Genomic DNA, 19529 nt, shown 5'->3' on the forward strand with positions numbered 1-19529 from the left:
AAAAAGAAAGAGCCCTACAATGCCGTACCAATTCCGAGTTTTGAACCTGCCTAAGCAGGTGGGTGCCCTCCCTGTCATATCTGATGTCCCCTCGAAAGGGCATATCATCAACGGCCGGAGTTCACGGGCTCCCTTATAGAGAGTGTTGGCTCAAAACATATGGAATTCGACTCGCACATCGGAGGGTTGCTCTTTTATTTGTATTATACCGCCTGAACCCTATATTGTCCAGTGTTTTCCCTATCCCTTTATTTTCTCCAGGATTTGTTCCGGTCGGTCGATGAGGGCAGTGGGCCGGAGGGCCGCCAGTTCGTCCCGGTCCCGGAACCCCCAGGTCACCAGGAAGCAGTCCATCCCCACATTGTCCGCCGTCATTTTGTCCACTTCTGAATCCCCCACATACACCGCCTGGTCTTTGGGGATCCCCAGTTCCTCCAGGGCCCGGACCACCGTATCCGGAGCCGGCTTCCGGCGGACTCCCTGGCTTTCTCCCATGGCCACTTTCATGGTTTCCGGAAAATACCGGTCCCGGAGGGCCAACACCGCCGGATGGGCCTTGTTGGACACAATGGCCAGCTTCACCCCCAGGGCCTGGAGGTCTTTCAGCAGTTCCGGGATCCCATCATAGGGCCGGGTGGCCTCATTGCAGTGCTTCAGATAATAGGCCCGGAAATCCTGGAACACCCGCTGGAATTTGTTCTCGTCCTCCTGGGGCAGGGATTTCCGCAGCAGGTTCTCCAGGCCGTTTCCCAGGGCCCGGCGCACCTGGAGCCTGGTCCTGGGGGCACAGCCGTATTCCCGGCAGGCCTCGTTCACGCTGTTCCACAGATCCGTCAGGGTATCCAGCAGGGTCCCGTCCAGATCAAACACCACCGCCTGATATTTCACGTTATGCACACTCCTTGGTTTCGTTCATCGTTTATCGTGGATCGTTCATCGCTCATCGTCCGTCGTTGTTCAAAGCCAGCCTCGCCGGCTTCCGACCGCCGCTGACCGTTGACCGATTGTCCCCCACAGGGAAGATGATACCACATCCTGCCAAACTATGATACAATAAAAGGACCAAACAGAAGGAGAGTGCATTCCATGAAAATACTGCGTTCTTTGTTCCTCACTGCCATCCTGGTGGTCAGCGGAATCTTCACCGCTTTTGCCTCCCCGGAAGCCCCTACGGATCAGGAAGTGATCCAGGCCTTCCAGGAAGCCAACACCGTCTATGAATGGTTCGAACATCATCCCCTGAAAACTGACGGCAAAGGGGAAAAAGACACCGGGTACATGATCTACTACACAGTGGCTGACAAGAACTACCCCAACATGATGGCCCTAAAGGCCAAGGTCAACCAATGCTTCACTGAAGCCCTGGCCGGTTTCATCATCAGTGACAGCCGGATGTACCGGGAATTCGACGGAAAACTGTACGTGGCTCCCAGTGCCAAAGCCCGGGACCTGCGGAAAGGGACCTCCACCATCAACATCCTGCGGGAATCCCCCACCCGGATCAACCTGGAAGTATCCACTCCCATGATGGAAGACCCGGCCCACGGCAAAACCAACATAGTGGAAACCAGAAAGACCATTTTCCCCTATGTAAAGACCCTGAAGGGATGGAGATTCTCCTATTTTGAATCGCTGGAATAAAAAAAAAAGGCTGTTGCCAACGCAACAGTCTTTCTTTTTTTATGATATTGGTGCGGCTGACAGGGCTTGAACCTGCACGTCTTGGACACCAGATCCTAAATCTGGCGCGTCTGCCAATTCCGCCACAGCCGCATTTGGGTATAAAAAAATGGTGATCCACCCGGGACTCGAACCCGGGACACCCTGATTAAAAGTCAGGTGCTCTACCAACTGAGCTAGTGAATCACTTGGCTGGGGCAGCTGGACTCGAACCAACGCATGCGGGAGTCAAAGTCCCGTGCCTTACCGACTTGGCTATGCCCCAAAAAGGTAAAAAAAAAGGTGGGGTGGATAGTGGGGATCGAACCCACGCGTGCCGGAGCCACAATCCGGTGTGTTAACCGCTTCACCATATCCACCATATTACCTTGCCGCCATCCGACGACTCACTTATTCTAGCATAGGAAAGCGAAAAATGTCAACAACTTTTTTTCACTTTCCCAGGCTTTTTTCAATCGATGCCTGCCAGGCTCCGGTGAGCCAGCCCCACGCCCAGTTCATTCAGGTTCAGGACCCCCACACTCATGTACACCGCCACACAAAGGTGCTCCCCGTACCGGGCCACTCCGATCTTGCCCCCTACATTGAAGCCGATGGCCTTGTCCATCATCTGTTCCAGGGCTTCATGGGCTGCCCCGGCCACCGTGCCTGCTCCCACATGGGTGTCGGTGACGATGTTCTGCCGTTCCGAGGCCACCACCGCCCGTTCCACGATTTTCTTGATGGAAGGCAGGAACTCTCCTCCAAAATCTACAGCCGCCGCCCGGAACCCCTGTTCCCGGAGCCGCTCCTTCAGCCGGTCCTCTTCTTCCCGGGTGGCCGTCAGCGCCATCCGCAAAGCCGCCCGTCCCACATCGATACTGGCAATAGGTCTGTTCATACTCTCACATCCCTTTCCTGCAAATCTACCCCACCATTATACCAAAGAATCCCTTGTCAGGGAATGGCAGGGCTGTTAGAATGAGAAACGACACCCGTAGGGGCCCCACGCCGGGCGGCCCGCCTTTATGCACCGCCCGGTCCCCCCTTCCCGCTTCCCTTGATTATCCTGAAAGGAGGACATCATCATGTCCGTCATTATGTCCGAAGAACTCCGTGCCGGCATCATCCTGGGCGACCGGGACAACGACCAGTACCTGTATATGCCCGGCAGCGAAATCGGCGCCGACAACCCCATGTGCATCTTCGAAGAGCACGGGAACAAAACCGACCTGCACCTGGAAGAGGCCGTGGAACTGGCCAAGCGCCTGACCCTGAAGCCTACAGAACACCCGGTGTACGGGAAAAGGGCCTATTGAAAAAGGGGTGCTGCATAGGCAGCACCCCTTCCTTACATCCTCTCCCGGATGGCTTCCAGGAATTCTCCGCTGTTGACCTTCTTTTTATCCGGCAGGGTGGATACAGCTACCAGATCCCCGGTCATGATCCCTTCTTCAAGGGTCTGGATGGTGGCTTTTTCCAGCCGGTCGGCAAAATCCACCAGGTCCGGCAGCTGGTCCATCTGGCCCCGTTTCCGCAGGGCCCCGGTCCAGGCAAACAGGGTGGCCACCGGGTTGGTGGAGGTCTTTTCCCCTTTCAGGTACCGGTAATAGTGGCGCTGTACCGTGCCGTGGGCCGCTTCGTATTCATAGCAGCCGTCCGGGGACACCAGCACGGAAGTCATCATGGCCAGGCTCCCGAAGGCGGTGGCCATCATGTCGCTCATCACGTCCCCGTCGTAGTTCTTGCAGGCCCAGATCATGCCCCCTTTGGACCGGACCACCCGGGCCACCACGTCGTCGATGAGGGTGTAGAAATATTCGATACCGGCGGCTTCGAACTTTTCCTTGTATTCCCGGTCGTAGATATCCTGGAAAATATCCTTGAACCGGTGGTCATAGATCTTGGACACCGTGTCCTTGGTGGCAAACCACAGGTCTTCCTTCTGTTCCAGGGCATAGTTGAAGCAGGACCGGGCAAAATTGCTGATGGACCGGTCCGTATTGTAGACCCCCTGGACGATTCCGGCATCCTGGAAGTCCATAATGGTCCGGCGGGTCACCTTCCCGTCCGCTCCGGTAACCACCAGTTCCGCCTTGGCCGGGCCCTCCACCCGGATTTCCGTGTTCTTGTAAATGTCCCCGTAGGCGTGCCGGGCAATGGTAATGGGCTTTTCCCAGGTGGGGATCAGAGGCCGGATGCCCTTCACCATAATGGGCTTCCGGAACACCGTCCCGTCCAAAATGGCCCGGATGGTACCGTTGGGGCTGGCCCACATTTTCTTCAGGTTGTATTCCTTCACCCGGGCCGCATTGGCCGTAATGGTGGCGCATTTCACCGCCACCCCATACTTTTTCGTTGCCAGGGCTGAATCGATAGTCACCTGGTCATCTGTATCATCCCGGTGCTTCATGCCCAGGTCGTAATATTCCGTTTTCAGGTCCACATAAGGAAGGATCAGGATATCCTTGATCATCTTCCAAAGGATCCGGGTCATTTCATCCCCGTCCATTTCCACCAGAGGGGTGGTCATCTTGATTTTATCCGCCATATCATATTCTCCTTTCCCAAACAAAGACAGCACTATGTACTGTATGTATCATACCACAGATGGGATAAAGGGAAAAATACGAAAAAACGGGGTACGGTATAGGATATATTGATGGGTAGGTGGTAGGTGGTATTGACCATTGACAAAAAAGGTGCTGCACGCTTTTTGTGCAGCACCTTCACGCTCTTTACCCCTTAAACGCGTCGGTCAGAGGCGGTACGATCTGTTTCTTCCGGGACAGTACCTTGGGCAGGTGGTAATGGCCGTCGGCTTCAGCCTTCCCGAAGGCCTTGTCCAGGATGTCCTTGTTCTTGCCGGCCCACAGCAGCTCGGTGACTTCATCCATAATGTCGGTGACCATCAGCAGGGTGGTGTCCGCTTCTCCTCCGTCCACCATGGCCTGGAGGGCTTTCTGGAGTTCCGGCCATTTGGCTTTGGCAGCTTCCCCGTTCATCACGTTCACCTGGGCCACAGTGACTTTCCCCTGAGGGAAGTCGAATTCCTTCATGTCCCCATGGCAGATTTCTTCCGCACTCATGGAGTTGATGGCGGAACCGGCCTGGAGCATTTCCAGGGCATAGGCCTGGGGATCAGCGATTTTCGCGATCTTGGCCAGGGCACCGGCAGCTTCCTTGTCCTTTTCCGTGGTGGTGGGAGACTTGAAGTACAGGGTGTCAGAGCTGATGGCGGAGAACAGCAGCCCGGCGATTTCCTTGGGCAGGGTCAGACCGTTTTCCACAGCCACATTGTACAGGATGGTGGCAGTGCACCCTACCGGCTGCATCCGGACGAACAGGGGATTGGCGGTGACAATGCCCCCCAGACGGTGATGGTCGATGATTTCCAGCAGGTTGGCCTTGTCCAGCCCGTCCACAGCCTGGCTCATTTCATTGTGGTCCACCAGGATGATCTTCTGGCCTTCGTCCACCTTTTCCACCAGTTCCGGAGCCGCCACTTTCCAGTGGTCCAGCACAAACTGGGTTTCCGGGTTCACCTTCCCGGCCCGGCAGGCGGTGACCTTTTCCCCCAGCTGGGTCTTGATCCAGGTGTAGCTCAGGGCAGAGCAGATGGAGTCCGTATCCGGGTTCTTGTGCCCGGTGATGATGATGTTTTCCATAAAAGCATCTCCTTGTATATTACTGTCAATCAATTTATTATAGCACAGTTTTGAAAGCCCATGGAAGCCAAACCCCATGGGCTTTTGGCATTGAACGAAAACGCAGCCCAAGGGCTGCTAACCCACCACCATTGCGCAGGCGCAACGGTCCCCAGCTGCGGCATAAGCGACCTCGCTATCCGCTAAAGCGGATGCTCCCTGCTTACGCCCTTGAAAAGGGCGGATAGTGGCACACAGGCCATGCTCTGGTGCCGCCTAGGCAATGAGCCCGAGCCCCCAGCGGCTATCCACCATACACATGGGAGCGGACTGTATAACTGTCGAGGCCCCAGCGGATATCCGCCCTTTACAAGGGCGGGGGACCAGCCGTCAGGCTGGTGGTGGGTTAGCAGCGCCAGCTGCGTTTCCCTTCACAGGAACCCGGAAGCCTGGTTCCTTCCAATGGTTTCAACCTTCAGCCTTCTGACTCCCGACGGGTACCCCAAACCTCCCCATCAGCCTTCTGGCCTGATGGTACCCGTCCATGGCGGCGCTCATGATGCCGCCGGCGTAGCCGGCCCCTTCTCCGGTGGGGTACAGCCCCCGGCAGTTCACCGACTGGCCGTCCTCTCCCCGGAGGATCCGCACCGGAGCCGAAGTCCGGGTCTCCACCCCGATCATCAGCCCCTGGGTGCTGAACCCGGGCAGCTTCCGTTCAAAATCCCGCAGCCCATGTTCCAGGGATTCCGTCACAAAGTCCGGCAAAATCTTCCGCAGGTCCGCCGGCACAAGGCCCGGCCGGTAGCTGGGACGGAACTTCACCTTCAGGTCCGGAGCAGTCCGTTCCAGGAAGCTCCGGCTGGTCTGGGCCGGGGCCCGGTAATCCCGGCTCACCTTCCAGGCCAGGTGTTCGTACTTCCGCTGGAATTCCATGCCTCCCAAAGGACCGGCCGGGAAATCCCCCGGGTCCACGCTGACCACCAGGGCGCTGTTGGCCAGTCCCGTATCCCGTTTGAAGGGGCTCATGCCGTTTACCACCAGTCCCCCCTGTTCCGAAGCAGAGGCCACCACCTGGCCCCCCGGGCACATGCAGAAGGAATACACCGCCCGGCCCGTTTCCTTGTCATGGAAGATCAGAGCATAATCCGCCGCCCCCAGCTGGGGATGATTGGCAAACTTCCCGTACTGGGCCCGGTTGATGAGAGCCTGTTCGTGCTCGATCCGCACCCCCACTGCAAAGGCCTTGGCCTCCAGATGCACGGACCGTTTCAGCAGGGTTTCATAGGTGTCACGGGCACTGTGGCCGCAGGCCAGGATCACCCCGTTGGTGTCCACCCATTCTTTCCCGTTCAGTTCCACCGCCGTAAGGCCCTGTTCCGGATCCACCCGGAAGTCCGTCACCTGGGTCTCATACCGAATCTGGCCCCCGGCCTTTTTGATCCGGCTGATAAGCCCGGTGACCATAAGCCGCAGCTTGTCCGTGCCCACGTGGGGCTTCTGTTCCGTCAGGATCTCTTTGGGCGCCCCGGCTTCCACAAAAGTCCGGAGCAGGTGGCCCATAATGGGGTCGTTGACCCGGGTGGTCAGCTTCCCGTCAGAAAAGGTGCCGGCGCCTCCGGCGCCGAACTGCACATTGCTCACCGGGTCCAGTTTCCCGGTCTTCCAGAACTGTTCCACGTCCTTCACCCGGTGGGACAGGTCCCTGCCCCGTTCCACCACCAAAGGAGCGTACCCGTGCCGGGCCAGTTCCAGGGTTGCCACAAGGCCTGCCGGCCCCAGGCCGATCACCACCGGACGGCCCTGGAGCTTTTCGGTGCCGAACACCGCCGGAGGTTCCGGTTTTTCTTCCCACAGGGTCACCTGGGGATCCCGGAGGAGCTTCTGGAGCACCCCTGTGGGCACATCCACTGTGGCCTTCACATGGTATACCAGGCAGATATTGCTTTTCCGCCGGGCATCCACGGCCTTCCGGACCACTTCCACCTGCCGGAGGGCTTTTTCCGGCAAATGGTATTTCTTCCCTACGATCTGCACCAGGGAATGGCGGCTGTCCAGCCCCACCCGCAGGTTATTGATTCTGATTTCCGTCGGCTTTGCTGCCATCCTGCTTTTCCGTTCCTTTCTGCAAGGTAATTTCCACAATGACGCTGTGCTGGTCCGCCAGCACCTGATCCGGGATCTGGAGAGGCATCTTCAGTTCCACATCACTGGTCACATTGTTGAGGACAATGGGGGCGGTAAGGATTTCCCGGATGCCTCCCAGCACCTTGGGTTCCGCCGTAAGCCGCACACTGTCCGGAGTGATCTTCACGCTCTTTAAGGTGACCCCTTCCGGCAGCTGTCCGGACATGTTGGCCTTCACCGGGAAGTCGTTGGTCCCCAGCTGGCGCACAATGGTCACGGTGGTCTTGATCTTCCCGGGCACCACCTTCACGTCATACATTTCCCGTCCGGTCCGGTCCACTGCCACCGCTGTGGCATCTGTGGAGAAGTTCCGGTCGTGATGGCTGATATCCACCATCACCAGTACCTTGTCCACCTGGGAGATCCGGGCACTGGCCCCTTTGATAATCACCTGGGTGGGAGACAGATCCATCTGGCTTACGGTGACCCCGCTGTTGGGAACCCCTACGATCCGGGGTTCCAGGGTCATGGTCTTTTCCGCCAGGGAGTCCGTTTCCAGCTGGAGCAGGCTGGGGGTCACTTCCGCCACTTCCCCCATCCGGGTGGTGGCCTGGACGTTGTAGGTGTTCCGTCCCTTGGGGGCGTCGGTAAAGTCGATGAAGGCCTTGACGTCCCCTTCCCGGAGTACGGCGATCTGGGACCGGGTGCCGCTGACCTTCACATTCACCGTTTCCGGCAGGTCCTTCACCACCATGTCTTCCGCCAAGTTCTGGGCCGTCAAAGGAACCTGGAATGTCTTGGTGGTGATGGGGTTCTGTTCGTTCATCACATACACCCACAGGATGCAGGCACAGACCACGGACATGATCCGCACCAGCCAGGAATTCCGGTTGGGGGTCTGGTTATTTTTCACCATGGCCGCTGCCTCCTTTCTGGTCGTCGGACGGGGCATGTTTCTTCCCCAGTTTGGCCAGGATGGTATCCTTCCAGTTCAGCATAGGAGTCTTCATCACCGGCCGCAGCAGGTCCTTCACATCCCGGTGGGTCAGGTACCGCTGGAGGGCGCCCCCCCGGGCCAGGGAAATGGTCCCGGTTTCTTCGCTGACCACCAGGATCAGGGCATCGGTCTGTTCGGAAAGGCCGATGGCCGCCCGGTGCCGGGTCCCCAGTTCCTGGCTCAGGTTCCGGGCTTCCGTCAAAGGCAAAAGGCAGCTGGCCGCTGCGATCCGGTCTCCCCGGATGATCACCGCCCCATCGTGGAGGGGGGTGTTGGGGATGAAGATGTTCTCGAACAGGGCCGTACTGATCAGCCCGTCAATGGGGATCCCGGTTTCGATGTAGTCATCCAGCCCGGTTTCCCGCTCGAACACCATAAGTGCCCCGATCTTGTTCCGGCTCAGGTCGTCGGCAGTGGTGGCCACCGCTTCCAGCATGTTCTCCACCTGCATTTCGTTGAGCACCGTACTCCGGCGGAACAGTTTCCCCCGGCCGATCTGCTCCAGGGCCCGGCGGAGTTCCGGCTGGAACACCACCGGCAGGGCGATCATCACCACGGTCATGAATTTTTCCAGGATCCAGTTGATCACATACAGATTCAGCCACTTGCTGATCAGCATGATCGCCAGCAGCATCAACAGCCCTTTCACCAGGGACGCCGCCCGGGTGTTCTTCAGCATCTGGTACAGTTTATTGAGAAAAAACGCCACCACCAGGATGTCGATTACATCCAGCATGGTCACGGTGTGGATCAGGCCAATTACATGTCCTCCCATACTTCATCCTCCTTACCGTCAATTTCTCTATCTTCATGGGTACAGAAATCCACTTCAATATAATATTATAATTATACGCTGAAGACGAAAAAATGACAATCATCCGTGGTATACTGAAGGAAAATCCCATTTTCACAATCTGCTGTAGAAAGGAATCTGCTTATGAATATCCTTGCCCTGGCCCAGGCGGAATTTCCTGAAACCCTCCGCCTCCGCCGCCATTTCCATGAAAACCCGGAGCTCAGCTGCCGGGAAGTGAACACCATCGCTTTTTTGGAAGCCTACCTGAAGGACCTGGGGATCCCCACCATCAACGTCCCTGACGGAGGGCTCCTGGGAATCATCGACAGCGGAAAGCCCGGAAAGACCCTTTTGATGCGGGCGGACACCGACGCTCTCCCCATTGCCGAAAGTCCGGAAAATCTGAAAGGTCCCAAAGTCTGCCTTTCCCAGGTGCCCGGAGTGTCCCATGCCTGCGGCCACGACGGCCACATGGCCATGCTGCTTACCGCCGCCCGGATCCTGGTTTCCCACAAGGAATCCTTTGCCGGGAAAGTGGTGCTGTGCTTTGAACGGGGAGAAGAAGAAAGCGGGGACATCCAGAACCTGCTGCCCTATATTGTGAAGGAATCCGGCCTCACCATCGACGGCTGCTACGCCACCCATGTGCGGTGGGACCTGCCGGCAGGAAAAGTGTCCATCACTCCCGGGGCGGTCATGGGAGGCGGCTGCTCCTTTGTGATCCGGCTGAAGGGGACCTTCGGCCACGGAGCCCGGCCGGACCTGGCCAACAATCCTATGGACTGCTTCGCCGCCCTGTACCAGCAGCTGAACGAATTCCGCCAGCGGAAGGTGGATCCCTTTGAATGCCTCACCTTCTCCCTGGGGTTCGTCCACAGCGGAGAAAAGTACAATGTGATCCCGGAAGACCTGACCTTCGGAGGCACCGCCCGGTTCTTCAACTACCAGAAGGCCGGGAAGCCCTTTGAGGACTTCCTGAAGAAGGCCCTGGCCGCCAACGCTGATATTTACGGCTGTGAAGGGGAAATCCTGCACATGCCCGAAGCCCTGTTCGAAGCCCGGAACAATACGGCCTGCGCCCAATTGGGCCGGAAGGCGGTGGCGGACGCCCTGGGACCGGATGCCCTTCAGGATCCCCAGCCCTGGATGGCCTCGGAATCCTTCGCTCTGTTCCTCCAGGAATATCCGGGAGTCCTGGCCTTCACCGGCATCGCCAACCCGGAAAAAGGCTGCGGGGCCAACCACCACACCCCGGAATTCGACATGGATGAAACCGGCCTCACCACTGGTGCCGCCATGGGAGTGGCCTACGCCCTGGCCTTTTTGAACACAGACTTCGACCCCCAGTTCACCCCCAACCCGGAACCCGTAGAGCGCCTGGCAAAACGGAACGTATAAAGGGGTGCTGCACGCAATGTGCAGCACCCCTTTTTTCTTATATCCGTTCCTTCAATTCTTCCAGCACTTTCTTCTGCTCTTCCACCGCTTCTTTCCCCAGCTTCACCTGTTCGGCGTTGTTCTGGGGAGCAGGGCCGCCGTAGCTGGTCCGGGCTGCCACGCAGTTTTCCGGTTTCAGGCATTCCAAAAGGTCCGCCTCGAAGAGAGGACACATTTCCTTGTATTCTTCCAGGGTCAGCTGACCCAGCAGCTTGTGTTCGGCAATGGCCTTGGCCACGGCCTTCCCCACAACGGCATGGGCCTTCCGGAAGGGCATCCCCTTCCGCACCAGGTAGTCCGCCAGGTCCGTGGCGTTGGAATAGTCCTTGTGGACCGCTTCCGCCATCTTTTCCTCGTTGACCTTGGTGGTGAGGATCATGTCCCGGTACACCTGGAGGGAGAACTTCACCGTGTCGATGGCATCGAAGAACCCTTCCTTGTCTTCCTGGAGGTCCTTGTTGTAAGCCAGGGGCAGCCCCTTGAGGGTGGTCAGAAGGGCGGTCAAGTGGCCGTACACCCGGCCGGTCTTCCCCCGGACCAGTTCAGAGATGTCCGGATTCTTCTTCTGAGGCATCATGGAAGAACCAGTGGCAAAAGCGTCATCCAGCTCGATGAACCCGAATTCCGTGGAAGACCACAGGCACATTTCCTCGCTGAGCCGGGACAGATGCATCATGAGAAGGGACGCAAAGCTGAGGAATTCCAGCACATAATCCCGGTCGCTGACCGCATCCATGCTGTTCCCGTACACCTGGGAGAAATGGAGCTCCTCCGCCACCTGGAACCGGTCGATGGGCAGAGTGGTCCCGGCCACGGCACCGGCCCCCAGGGGCATGATGTCCGCCCCGTCCCACACTCCCTGGAGCCGGCGGAAATCCCGGCGGAGCATGTTGAAGTAGGCCAGCATGTGATGGGCAAAGGTAATGGGCTGAGCCCGCTGGAGATGGGTATACCCGGGCATCAGGGTCTTCAGGTGCTTTTCCGCCATGGTCAGCAGGGCTTCCTCAAAGGCGATCAAAAGCTCCATGATCTCGGTGACTTCCCGTTTCATGTACATGTGCATGTCCAGGGCCACCTGGTCGTTCCGGCTCCGGGCCGTATGGAGCCGGGCCCCGGCGTCCCCGATCTTGTCCGTCAGGGCCGCCTCGATGTTCATGTGGATGTCTTCCAGCTCCGTGCTGAAGTTGAATTTCCCGGCCTGGATCTCTTCCAGTATCTCCTTCAGCCCTTTTTCGATGGCTGCGGCGTCTTCCTGGCTGATGATCCCCACCTTGGCCAGCATGTGGGCATGGGCAATGCTCCCCCGGATGTCCTCATGATACAGCCGTTTGTCGTAATCGATGGAGGCGTTGAAGGCATCCACCAGGGCGTTGGTGTCCTTGCTGAACCGGCCTCCCCACAGTTTCGTCTTGCTCATTATTTCAGTTTCCCCTGTTTCATGAGGGCTCTTACCGTAAGAGGCAGCCCGAACAGGTTGATGAAGCCCTGGGCATCAGCCTGGTTGTACACTTCGTCTTCCCCGAAGGTGACGTATTCCTTGCTGTACAGGGAATAGGGGCTGGTGGTGCCGGCGGAGATGATGTTGCCTTTGTACAGCTTCATCTTCACGGTACCGGTGACGGTCTTCTGGGTTTCATCCACAAAGGCCTGGAGGGCTTCCCGCAGAGGAGAGAACCACATGCCGTCGTAAACCAGTTCCGCATACCGGATGCCGATCTGTTCCTTGTAGTTGTAGGTGGCCCGGTCCAGACACAGGTTTTCCAGTTCGTTGTGGGCGTAGTAGATGATGGTGCCGCCAGGAGTTTCGTAAACCCCACGGTCCTTCATGCCCACCAGCCGGTTTTCCACCATGTCGGCAATGCCGATGCCGTTCCGTTTGCCGATTTCATTCAGGGTTTCCATCATTTCCACCGGTTCCATCTTCTTGCCATTGACGGCCACAGGAACCCCCTGTTCAAAGTCCAGGGTCAGGTATTCGTCCTTGTCCGGAGCGGCTTCCGGAGTCTGGCTCATGATGTAGATTTCAGATTTGGGTTCGTTGGAGGGATCTTCCAGGTCGCTGCCTTCGTGGGACAGGTGCCAGATGTTCCGGTCCATGCTGTAGTCTTTTTTCTTGGTCACAGGGACCGGGATATTGTGGGCGGCAGCGTAATCGATGGCGTCATCCCGGGATTTGATCTGCCATTCTCTCCAGGGAGCGATGACTTTCAGCTGGGGAGCCAGGGCCTTGATGCCCAGTTCGAACCGGACCTGGTCGTTGCCCTTGCCGGTAGCCCCGTGGGCAATGGCGTCCGCCCCTTCCTTCAGGGCGATGTCCACCAGATATTTGGCGATGATGGGCCGTGCAATGGAGGTGCCCAGCAGGTATTTCTTTTCATAGACGGCACCGGACTTCACCATGGGCCAGGCGTATTCTCTCAGGAATTCATCCCGCAGGTCCAGGATATAGGCCTTGCTGGCACCGGATTTAATGGCTTTGTCATGGACGGGAGCCACTTCTTCCCCTTGCCCGATGTCTGCAGTCACCGTGATCACTTCACAGTTGTTGTAGTTTTCCTTCAGCCAGGGAATGATGCAGGAAGTATCCAGACCGCCGGAATAGGCCAGGACTACTTTTTTGATGTCTTTTTTATCCATTGTACGTCTCTCCTTTATTCGTTCTATCCTTTTTATTTTACAGCACCGCGTCGCTCATCAGCAAGGCCATAATGGCTTTCTGCACATGGAGCCGGTTTTCCGCCTCGTCGAACACTGCAGAGTGAGGTCCTTCGATTACATCGTCGGTGATTTCCTCCCCCCGGTGGGCGGGCAGGCAGTGGAGCACCATGGCGTCCGGACGGGCCAGGTCCAGCAGATGCTGGTTGATCTGGTAGTCGTGGAGAGCCTTTTTCCGCTCTTCCCGCTGGGCTTCTTCCCCCATGCTGGCCCACACATCCGTATAGAGCACATCCGCTCCCTTGGCCGCGTCTTCCATGTCTTCCTGGACGGTGATGGTGCATCCGGTAATGGCCGCATCCATCTTGGCCTGGGCCACGATGTGAGGATCCGGCTGGTAGCCTTTGGGGCTGGCGCAGACCATGTTCATGCCCACCTTGGCGCAGGCGAACATAAGGGAATGGGCCATGTTGTTCCCGTCTCCCACATACACCAGCTTCCGGCCCTTCAGCACATCCTTGTATTCCAGGATGGTGAACATGTCCGTCAGGGCCTGGCAGGGATGGAGCAGATCCGTGAGCCCGTTGATCACCGGCACCGTGGCGTAGTCCGCCAGTTCCTTCACCGCTTCATGGGAGAAGGTGCGGATCATGATCCCGTCCACGAACCGGGACAGCACCCGGGCGGTGTCCTTTACCGGTTCCCCCCGGCCGATCTGGGAGGTGGATTCGCTCATGTAGATGGGATGGCCCCCCAGTTGATGGAACCCGGTTTCAAAAGACACCCGGGTCCGGGTGGACGCCTTGGAAAAGATCATGGCCAGAGTTTTCCCCTTCAGGTATTCATGAGGTTCTCCCAGCTTCTGTTTTTTCTTCAGTTTTCTGCTCACATCCAGGATGGTGGCCACTTCCCCCACCGACAGATCATGGATGGAAATCAAATCCTTGTTTCTCAAAGCCATAGTATACCTTCTTTTTTATCAGAATTCTGCCAGAAGCTCATCCAGTCCCTTCAGCAGTGCGTCGATATCTTTTTCACCGATGATCAGCGGCGGTACGAACCGCAGCACGTTCCCGGCGGTGCAGTTGATGATGAACCCTTTCTTCAGGGCTCCCTGTACCAGGCTGGCACCCGGTTTGGCCAGCTCCAGCCCCAGGATCAGTCCCAGGCCCCGGACGTCTTTTACCTTGTCCGGATACTTGGCCTTCAGTCCTTCCAGGCCCTTCTTGAAATAGGCCCCGGTTTCCGCCGCCTTTTTGTCCAGTTCCAGGTCCTTCATGGCCTTGATGGCTGCATAGCAGGACGCGCAGGACAGGGCGTTGCCCCCGAAGGTGGAACCGTGGTCCCCGGGTGCGAACACATGGGCCAGTCTTTCCTGGACCACGAAAGCCCCCATGGGGAAGCCGCCGCCGATGGCTTTGGCCAGGGTCATGATGTCCGGTTTCACCCCTCTGTGCATCCAGGCGAACCAGTACCCGGTCCGGCACACCCCGGTCTGGATTTCATCGAAGATCAGCAGGGCATCGTGTTTTTCGCACAGTTCCTTCACCTTTTCCAGATAGCCGGCAGGAGGCACATGGACGCCCCCTTCTCCCTGGATCGGTTCCAGGAGCACCCCGCACACCTGGTCATCCATGACCTTTTCCAGGGCTTCCGTATCCCCGAAGGGCACGTACACGAACCCTTCGGGCAGGGGATTCAGCCCTTCATGGTAGTGGTCCTGGCCGGTGGCGGTAAGGGTCTCCATGGTCCGGCCGTGGAAGGAATCCTTGGCGGTGACGATCTTGAACTTTTTCGGGTCCTTGCTGTTCCCGTATTTCCGGGCCAGTTTAATGGCCCCTTCGTTGGCTTCCGCCCCGCTGTTGCAGAAGAACACCCGGTCGAACCCGGTGACTTCGCACAGCTGCTTGGCGGCTTTGGCCTGGATTTCATAATAGAACAGGTTGGACCCGTGCATGATCTTGGCTGCCTGTTCACTGACCGCTTTCACCAGAGGAGGATAAGCGTAGCCCAGGGCATTCACCGCGATCCCGGCCAGGAAATCCGTGTATTTGTTCCCGTCCGTATCATACAGGTAAACCCCTTCCCCGTGGTCCAACGCGATGGAGCTCCGGCCGAACACCGGGAGATAATATTTATCAGTGGTTTCCATGATTTCTTTGGTATCCATTGTATCGCTCTTCCTCCTTCAGTCCCTTACGACTTCCGTACCCACACCCTCGTCGGAGAAGATTTCCTGGAGAATGGAGTGTTCCTGGCGCCCGTCGATGATGTGGGTCTTCACCGCCCCGCCGCTGAGGGCGGAGATGCAGGCCTTCACCTTGGGGATCATGCCCCCGTCGATGCTGCCTTTCACGATCAGTTCCTGAGCCTTTTCGAAGGTCAGGGTGGACAGGAAGGTGCTTTCGTCCTTGTGGTCCTCGTAGATGCCCTTTACGTCGGTGAGCATCAGCAGTTTTTCCGCTTTCAGGGCACCGGCCACTTCCCCGGCCACGCTGTCCGCGTTGATGTTGTAGGTTTCCCCGTCAGGGCCGATGCCTGTGGGAGCGATCACCGGGATGTAGTCGTTGGCCAGCAGCAGGTTGATCAGGTCCGTATTCACCTTTTCCACCGTGCCCACATAACCGATGTCCACCAGGTTCACCTGGCCGTTTTCATACACATCCGCCAGATGCTTCCGGGCTTCGATGAGTTTGGCGTCCTTGCCGTTGAGGCCTACGGCCTTGCCCCCCAGGACGTTCAGCCGGCGGACCAGATCCGTGTTGGTCTTCCCCACCAGGGCCAGTTCGGCGATTTCCACCGTTTCCTTGTCGGTGACCCGGAGGCCGCTGACGAATTCAGATTTCTTCCCGGCCGCCTTGAGCATGGCAGTGATTTCCGGACCGCCGCCGTGGACCACCACCGGACGCATGCCGGCGAAGCGGAGGAAGACGATGTCCTCCAGGACTTTATTCTTCAGATCATCGTTGAGCATGGCATTGCCGCCATATTTCACGACCACTGTTTTGCCCTTGAAAGCGCTTAAATATGGCAGTGCTTCAACTAATATGTTCATTTCGTTATTCTTGATCTGCATTGCATTTCCTCCTAATCCAAATTCAGGTATTTGGGATTTTTGTCCGGAATCCGGAACCATATAGAATACGCTTTATCAGGACACGCCTTCCATCCCTGCCTTATGTTGCATTATTATACGCTTTAATGTATAAATTTGCAACTCTTTTTCACAACTTTTTCCAGAGCAGGCCTGTCCTGATATGTGTCTTCATTATAGTACGAAAGAGAGGCTTACAGCCACCTTTTTTCCAAAAAGACCGTACAATTTTGTGAACCCGATTCCATTGGATTTTTCCCGCCATATCCATTACAATGGAAGGAGTAAAAAGGGGGAACATGCGTATGCGGAAACTGTTGTGCATCCTGGTGATCCTGGCGGGGGCCCTGTGCTGGCACATGACCCGGCCGGACACCATCCATGAAAAAGTGGGCGGGCCGGCCCGTCCTGCCGCCCAGGAGACCCGGACCTTCCCCGCCGGCACCCCCCGGCCCCCGGAAGAACTTCCCCATTCCCTCCAGCTGGTGTGGGAAGGGTGGCACATCCGGGAAATCGCCCACAGCCGGATCCCCCGGGAAGACTGGGTGCCTCTGAAGCAGATGTCCCCCTGGCTGCCCAAGGCCCAGGTGGCGGTGGAAGACAAACGGTTCTACTCCCACCACGGGGTGGATCCTGACGGGATCATCCGGGCCACCCTGGTGAACATCCAGAACGACGAAGTGGTGGAAGGAGCCAGCACCATCACCCAGCAGCTGGTGAAGAACCTGCTGCTCACTTCCGACCAGTCGGTGAAGCGGAAAGCGGCGGAAGCGGCCCTGGCCCTGTTGGTGGAAGCCCGGTGCAGCAAGGAGGAAATCCTGGAAATGTACCTGAACACCACCTTCCTGGGATCCGGTGCCACCGGGGTGAAGCAGGCCTCCCAGGTATACTTCGGCAAAAAGCCCAAAGACCTGAGCCTGCCCCAGGCCGCCACCCTGGCCGGTCTCCCCTATGCCCCCACCGCCCTGAACCCCTACGCCAACTGGCAGGGCAGCAAAAAGCGCCGGAACCTGGTGCTGAACCGGATGGCAGAACAGGACATGATCACCCCGGAGCAGCTGGAAGACGCATTGAACGAGCCTTTGGGAATAGGGAAATGAAAAGGGGTGCCGCTGGGCGGCACCCCTTGTTTATCTCTTCTTCAACTTTTCCCCCATCAGCCGCTTGTAGATTTCCACACCCGGCTGATCGTAGGCATCCACATTGGCCAGTTCCCCTTCGTAAGCGATGCTCAGCATCAGGAAGTAGAACAAATGGCCCAGCATGTATTCATTTACATCCGGCAGCCGGTACAGGGCGTTCAGCCGCTGGTCACTGGCCAGGGCCTCTTCGTTGGATTCCATGGCCACTTCCAGGGCCTGTCCCATATCCAGCCCCTCATACTTGTCATATTCCGTGATTTCCGGGAAGGGATTCCGGATATGGACCCGGCCCTTCTCGCTGTCCACAAACAGGAACTGGACCGCCTTGTCCCGGCGCCCGTCCTGGTGGAGCTGGGTCTGGGAATGCATATCCGTGGTGCCGATGGCCACCACCGGCGTCCGTCCGTAGAACACCGTGTTCCCGTCCCGGTCCTTCCGTTTCCCCAGGGATTCCGCCAACAGCTGCACATACCATTCTCCCAGCGCCTTCAGCCGCAGGCTGTAGGGCATGATCACTTCCATCACTGCCCCGTGGTTTTTGGCCCCCAGGTACTTCAGCACCGCATTCAGGAGAGCCGGGTTGGTGTCCAGGTCACTGCCCTGGCAGGCCTGGTCCATCTCCCGGGCACCCCGCAGCAGTTCCTCCAGGTCCATGCCCAGCACGGCCCCCACCACAAGGCCCGGTGTGGACAGGACGCTGAACCGTCCCCCCACCCCGTTGGGCACGTCGAACATGGGCCAGCCGTACTTCCGGGCCAGCCGGTTCAGGGGCCCCTTTTCCATCCGCTTGTCCGTAACCACGGCACAGCTCACCTGGAACAGGCTTTCCTCACCTGTCAGGAAGCTGTAATAATGAAGGAAAGCAGCGGTGGGTTCCAAAGTGGTGCCGGATTTGGAAATGGGCACCAGCAGCACCCGCAACGGACGGTCCAGGTCCTTCCGGCATTTGTCCGCCAGTTTCACCAGCCCGTCCCGGATGTTGTCCGCATCTTCCGGATCCACATTGTTGCCCCCGAAGAACACCGCAGGCATAGGGTCCAGATGACGGTGCCAATAGCTGCTGGCACAGCAGTCCGCCAGCACCTTGCCCCCCAGATAGGAGCCGCCCACGCCGCAGAATACCACCGCATCCTGCTTTTCCCGGACCTGTTCCCCGAATTCCTTCAGTTCCTGGAGCAGTTCCGGGGTGTTGGGAGAATCCGGGCCCGGGTAAGGCAGCCGGGGAAACAGTACCGGTTCCGGAGTCCCATCCTTGGAAAGATGGTTTTTGGCCCGTCCTTCCTTCCGGATCTTTTCCACCCCTTCCGCCGCCTGCCGGATCCGGGGGGCCAGCGCCTCCACCTCCGCCGGCTGGATCCGGCCTTCGCCCAGCATGTTGGTCACATCAAAAGAAAATCCCGATGGTAAAACAATTGTCTGCTGCATGGGTATCAACTGCTCCTTCATCTGTAAAGTTATGACAGTTTATGTAAAATATCATACCATCTTTGCAAAAGAAGTGCAACAAAAAATGTACAGCAAGTGATTATTTTTTAACGATTCCGAATATTCCGTTTGTTTAAATGAACCGGGTTTATTCCGTAGCAGACAAATGACAAGACAATAGAAAAATCGTTCATCGTGAGTCGTTTTGGTATCACAGATCCAACGAGAAATCACAGAAACGGGTTTCTCGTAGACACCGTTCCTGTGACCGTTGTATCCAACATCCGACCCCACCCACATATATCCGCCCTTTGCAAGGGCGGAGGACCATTGCGCTTGCGCAATGGTGGTGGGTTAGCAGCCCCCGGCTGCGTTCTCCTTCAAGAGCATCTGCCTCCGGCAGATGCTCTCCGACCGCATAAGACGTGAGATGCCCCCTCGGTATACTGTACCCATAAGTGTGGACACTTTTTAAGAGTAGCACCTGCCCACAAAATTGGACAGGCTACAATTTGAATCCTTTAAAATTGGCGTGCTCATTTTTGGACCCAAC

At 57.5% G+C, this 19529-nt stretch carries 17 protein-coding genes, 4 tRNA genes and 1 other RNA gene; 4 read left to right on the forward strand and 18 right to left on the reverse strand.

Features of this window, described 5'->3' with window-relative positions; genetic code table 11:
* Positions 1–7: 7 nt before the first annotated feature.
* Both ssrS and ACTQY1_RS08415 read right to left on the reverse strand, forming a co-directional pair.
* A non-coding RNA gene (gene ssrS, locus ACTQY1_RS08410) (6S RNA) lies at positions 8–190 on the reverse strand.
* A 50-nt stretch (positions 191–240) separates the two neighbouring features.
* Positions 241–888 (reverse strand): HAD family hydrolase, encoded by a 648-nt coding sequence (locus tag ACTQY1_RS08415; protein WP_441374048.1) that lies wholly within the window; start codon positions 886–888, stop codon positions 241–243.
* A 198-nt stretch (positions 889–1086) separates the two neighbouring features.
* Here ACTQY1_RS08415 and ACTQY1_RS08420 point away from each other — a divergent pair, with 198 nt between their 5' ends.
* Positions 1087–1641 (forward strand): hypothetical protein, encoded by a 555-nt coding sequence (locus ACTQY1_RS08420; RefSeq protein WP_317424358.1) that lies wholly within the window; start codon positions 1087–1089, stop codon positions 1639–1641.
* Between the two features lie 48 nt (positions 1642–1689).
* Here ACTQY1_RS08420 and ACTQY1_RS08425 read toward each other — a convergent pair.
* The 5 genes from ACTQY1_RS08425 to ACTQY1_RS08445 form a co-directional block, all read right to left on the reverse strand.
* A tRNA-Leu gene (locus ACTQY1_RS08425) sits at positions 1690–1773 on the reverse strand.
* Positions 1774–1790: 17 nt separating this feature from the next.
* Positions 1791–1866 (reverse strand) — tRNA-Lys (locus ACTQY1_RS08430).
* A 3-nt stretch (positions 1867–1869) separates the two neighbouring features.
* A tRNA-Gln gene (locus ACTQY1_RS08435) sits at positions 1870–1945 on the reverse strand.
* 18 nt (positions 1946–1963) lie between these two features.
* A tRNA-His gene (locus ACTQY1_RS08440) sits at positions 1964–2039 on the reverse strand.
* Positions 2040–2131: 92 nt separating this feature from the next.
* Positions 2132–2560, reverse strand: coding sequence for a HutP family protein (locus tag ACTQY1_RS08445; protein WP_022487727.1), 429 nt, complete (start codon positions 2558–2560; stop codon positions 2132–2134).
* Between the two features lie 187 nt (positions 2561–2747).
* Between ACTQY1_RS08445 and ACTQY1_RS08450 the strand changes: the two genes are divergently transcribed.
* Positions 2748–2978, forward strand: coding sequence for a hypothetical protein (locus tag ACTQY1_RS08450; protein WP_022487728.1), 231 nt, complete (start codon positions 2748–2750; stop codon positions 2976–2978).
* Positions 2979–3010: 32 nt separating this feature from the next.
* Here the strand turns inward: ACTQY1_RS08450 and ACTQY1_RS08455 are convergent, their stop codons facing one another.
* The 5 genes from ACTQY1_RS08455 to cdaA all read right to left on the reverse strand — a co-directional run bounded on the left by ACTQY1_RS08455 (position 3011) and on the right by cdaA (position 9202).
* A complete protein-coding gene (locus ACTQY1_RS08455) occupies positions 3011–4210 on the reverse strand; it encodes an NADP-dependent isocitrate dehydrogenase (RefSeq protein WP_441374049.1) in 1200 nt (399 codons plus the stop codon).
* A gap of 187 nt (positions 4211–4397) precedes the next feature.
* Positions 4398–5327 (reverse strand): manganese-dependent inorganic pyrophosphatase, encoded by a 930-nt coding sequence (locus ACTQY1_RS08460; RefSeq protein WP_308664271.1) that lies wholly within the window; start codon positions 5325–5327, stop codon positions 4398–4400.
* Positions 5328–5774: 447 nt separating this feature from the next.
* Positions 5775–7409 carry an NAD(P)/FAD-dependent oxidoreductase gene (locus ACTQY1_RS08465; RefSeq protein WP_154487398.1) on the reverse strand — a complete coding sequence of 545 codons (1635 nt, stop codon included), beginning with the start codon at positions 7407–7409 and terminating at the stop codon, positions 5775–5777.
* A complete protein-coding gene (locus ACTQY1_RS08470; RefSeq protein ID WP_154487400.1) occupies positions 7375–8346 on the reverse strand; it encodes a CdaR family protein in 972 nt (323 codons plus the stop codon). Before ACTQY1_RS08470 ends, ACTQY1_RS08465 begins: the two co-directional genes overlap by 35 nt.
* A complete protein-coding gene (gene cdaA / locus ACTQY1_RS08475) occupies positions 8333–9202 on the reverse strand; it encodes a diadenylate cyclase CdaA (protein WP_022487733.1) in 870 nt (289 codons plus the stop codon). The genes ACTQY1_RS08470 and cdaA overlap by 14 nt, the downstream gene beginning before the upstream one ends.
* A 162-nt stretch (positions 9203–9364) precedes the next feature.
* Between cdaA and ACTQY1_RS08480 the strand changes: the two genes are divergently transcribed.
* A complete protein-coding gene (locus tag ACTQY1_RS08480) occupies positions 9365–10621 on the forward strand; it encodes a M20 metallopeptidase family protein (RefSeq protein WP_303226348.1) in 1257 nt (418 codons plus the stop codon).
* A 37-nt stretch (positions 10622–10658) separates the two neighbouring features.
* On the opposite strand, the gene argH is transcribed toward ACTQY1_RS08480, so the two are convergent.
* From argH to argB, 5 genes are read right to left on the reverse strand one after another with little or no spacing between them, the layout of a single operon-like run.
* Positions 10659–12077, reverse strand: a complete 1419-nt coding sequence (argH, locus tag ACTQY1_RS08485; RefSeq protein WP_441374050.1) for an argininosuccinate lyase — start codon at positions 12075–12077, stop codon at positions 10659–10661.
* Positions 12077–13297: an argininosuccinate synthase gene (locus ACTQY1_RS08490; RefSeq protein WP_022487736.1), complete on the reverse strand. Its 1221-nt coding sequence runs from the start codon at positions 13295–13297 to the stop codon at positions 12077–12079. Before ACTQY1_RS08490 ends, argH begins: the two co-directional genes overlap by 1 nt.
* A 37-nt stretch (positions 13298–13334) precedes the next feature.
* Positions 13335–14276, reverse strand: coding sequence for an ornithine carbamoyltransferase (gene argF / locus ACTQY1_RS08495; RefSeq protein ID WP_303226350.1), 942 nt, complete (start codon positions 14274–14276; stop codon positions 13335–13337).
* A gap of 18 nt (positions 14277–14294) precedes the next feature.
* Complete coding sequence (locus ACTQY1_RS08500; RefSeq protein WP_441374051.1) at positions 14295–15485, reverse strand: aspartate aminotransferase family protein; 1191 nt, start codon at positions 15483–15485, stop codon at positions 14295–14297.
* A gap of 18 nt (positions 15486–15503) precedes the next feature.
* On the reverse strand, positions 15504–16391 hold the full coding sequence (gene argB / locus ACTQY1_RS08505) for an acetylglutamate kinase (RefSeq protein ID WP_022487739.1): 888 nt from the start codon (positions 16389–16391) through the stop codon (positions 15504–15506).
* A gap of 323 nt (positions 16392–16714) precedes the next feature.
* On the opposite strand from argB, the gene ACTQY1_RS08510 reads away from it, so the two are divergent.
* A complete protein-coding gene (locus ACTQY1_RS08510; RefSeq protein ID WP_441374052.1) occupies positions 16715–17509 on the forward strand; it encodes a transglycosylase domain-containing protein in 795 nt (264 codons plus the stop codon).
* Positions 17510–17539: 30 nt separating this feature from the next.
* Here ACTQY1_RS08510 and ACTQY1_RS08515 read toward each other — a convergent pair whose 3' ends face one another.
* Positions 17540–18976, reverse strand: coding sequence for a glucose-6-phosphate isomerase (locus ACTQY1_RS08515; RefSeq protein WP_441374053.1), 1437 nt, complete (start codon positions 18974–18976; stop codon positions 17540–17542).
* Between the last annotated feature and the right edge of the window lie 553 nt (positions 18977–19529).

The organism is Acidaminococcus sp. HCP3S3_G9_1 (assembly GCF_052122455.1).
In the GTDB taxonomy this organism is placed as follows: domain Bacteria; phylum Bacillota; class Negativicutes; order Acidaminococcales; family Acidaminococcaceae; genus Acidaminococcus.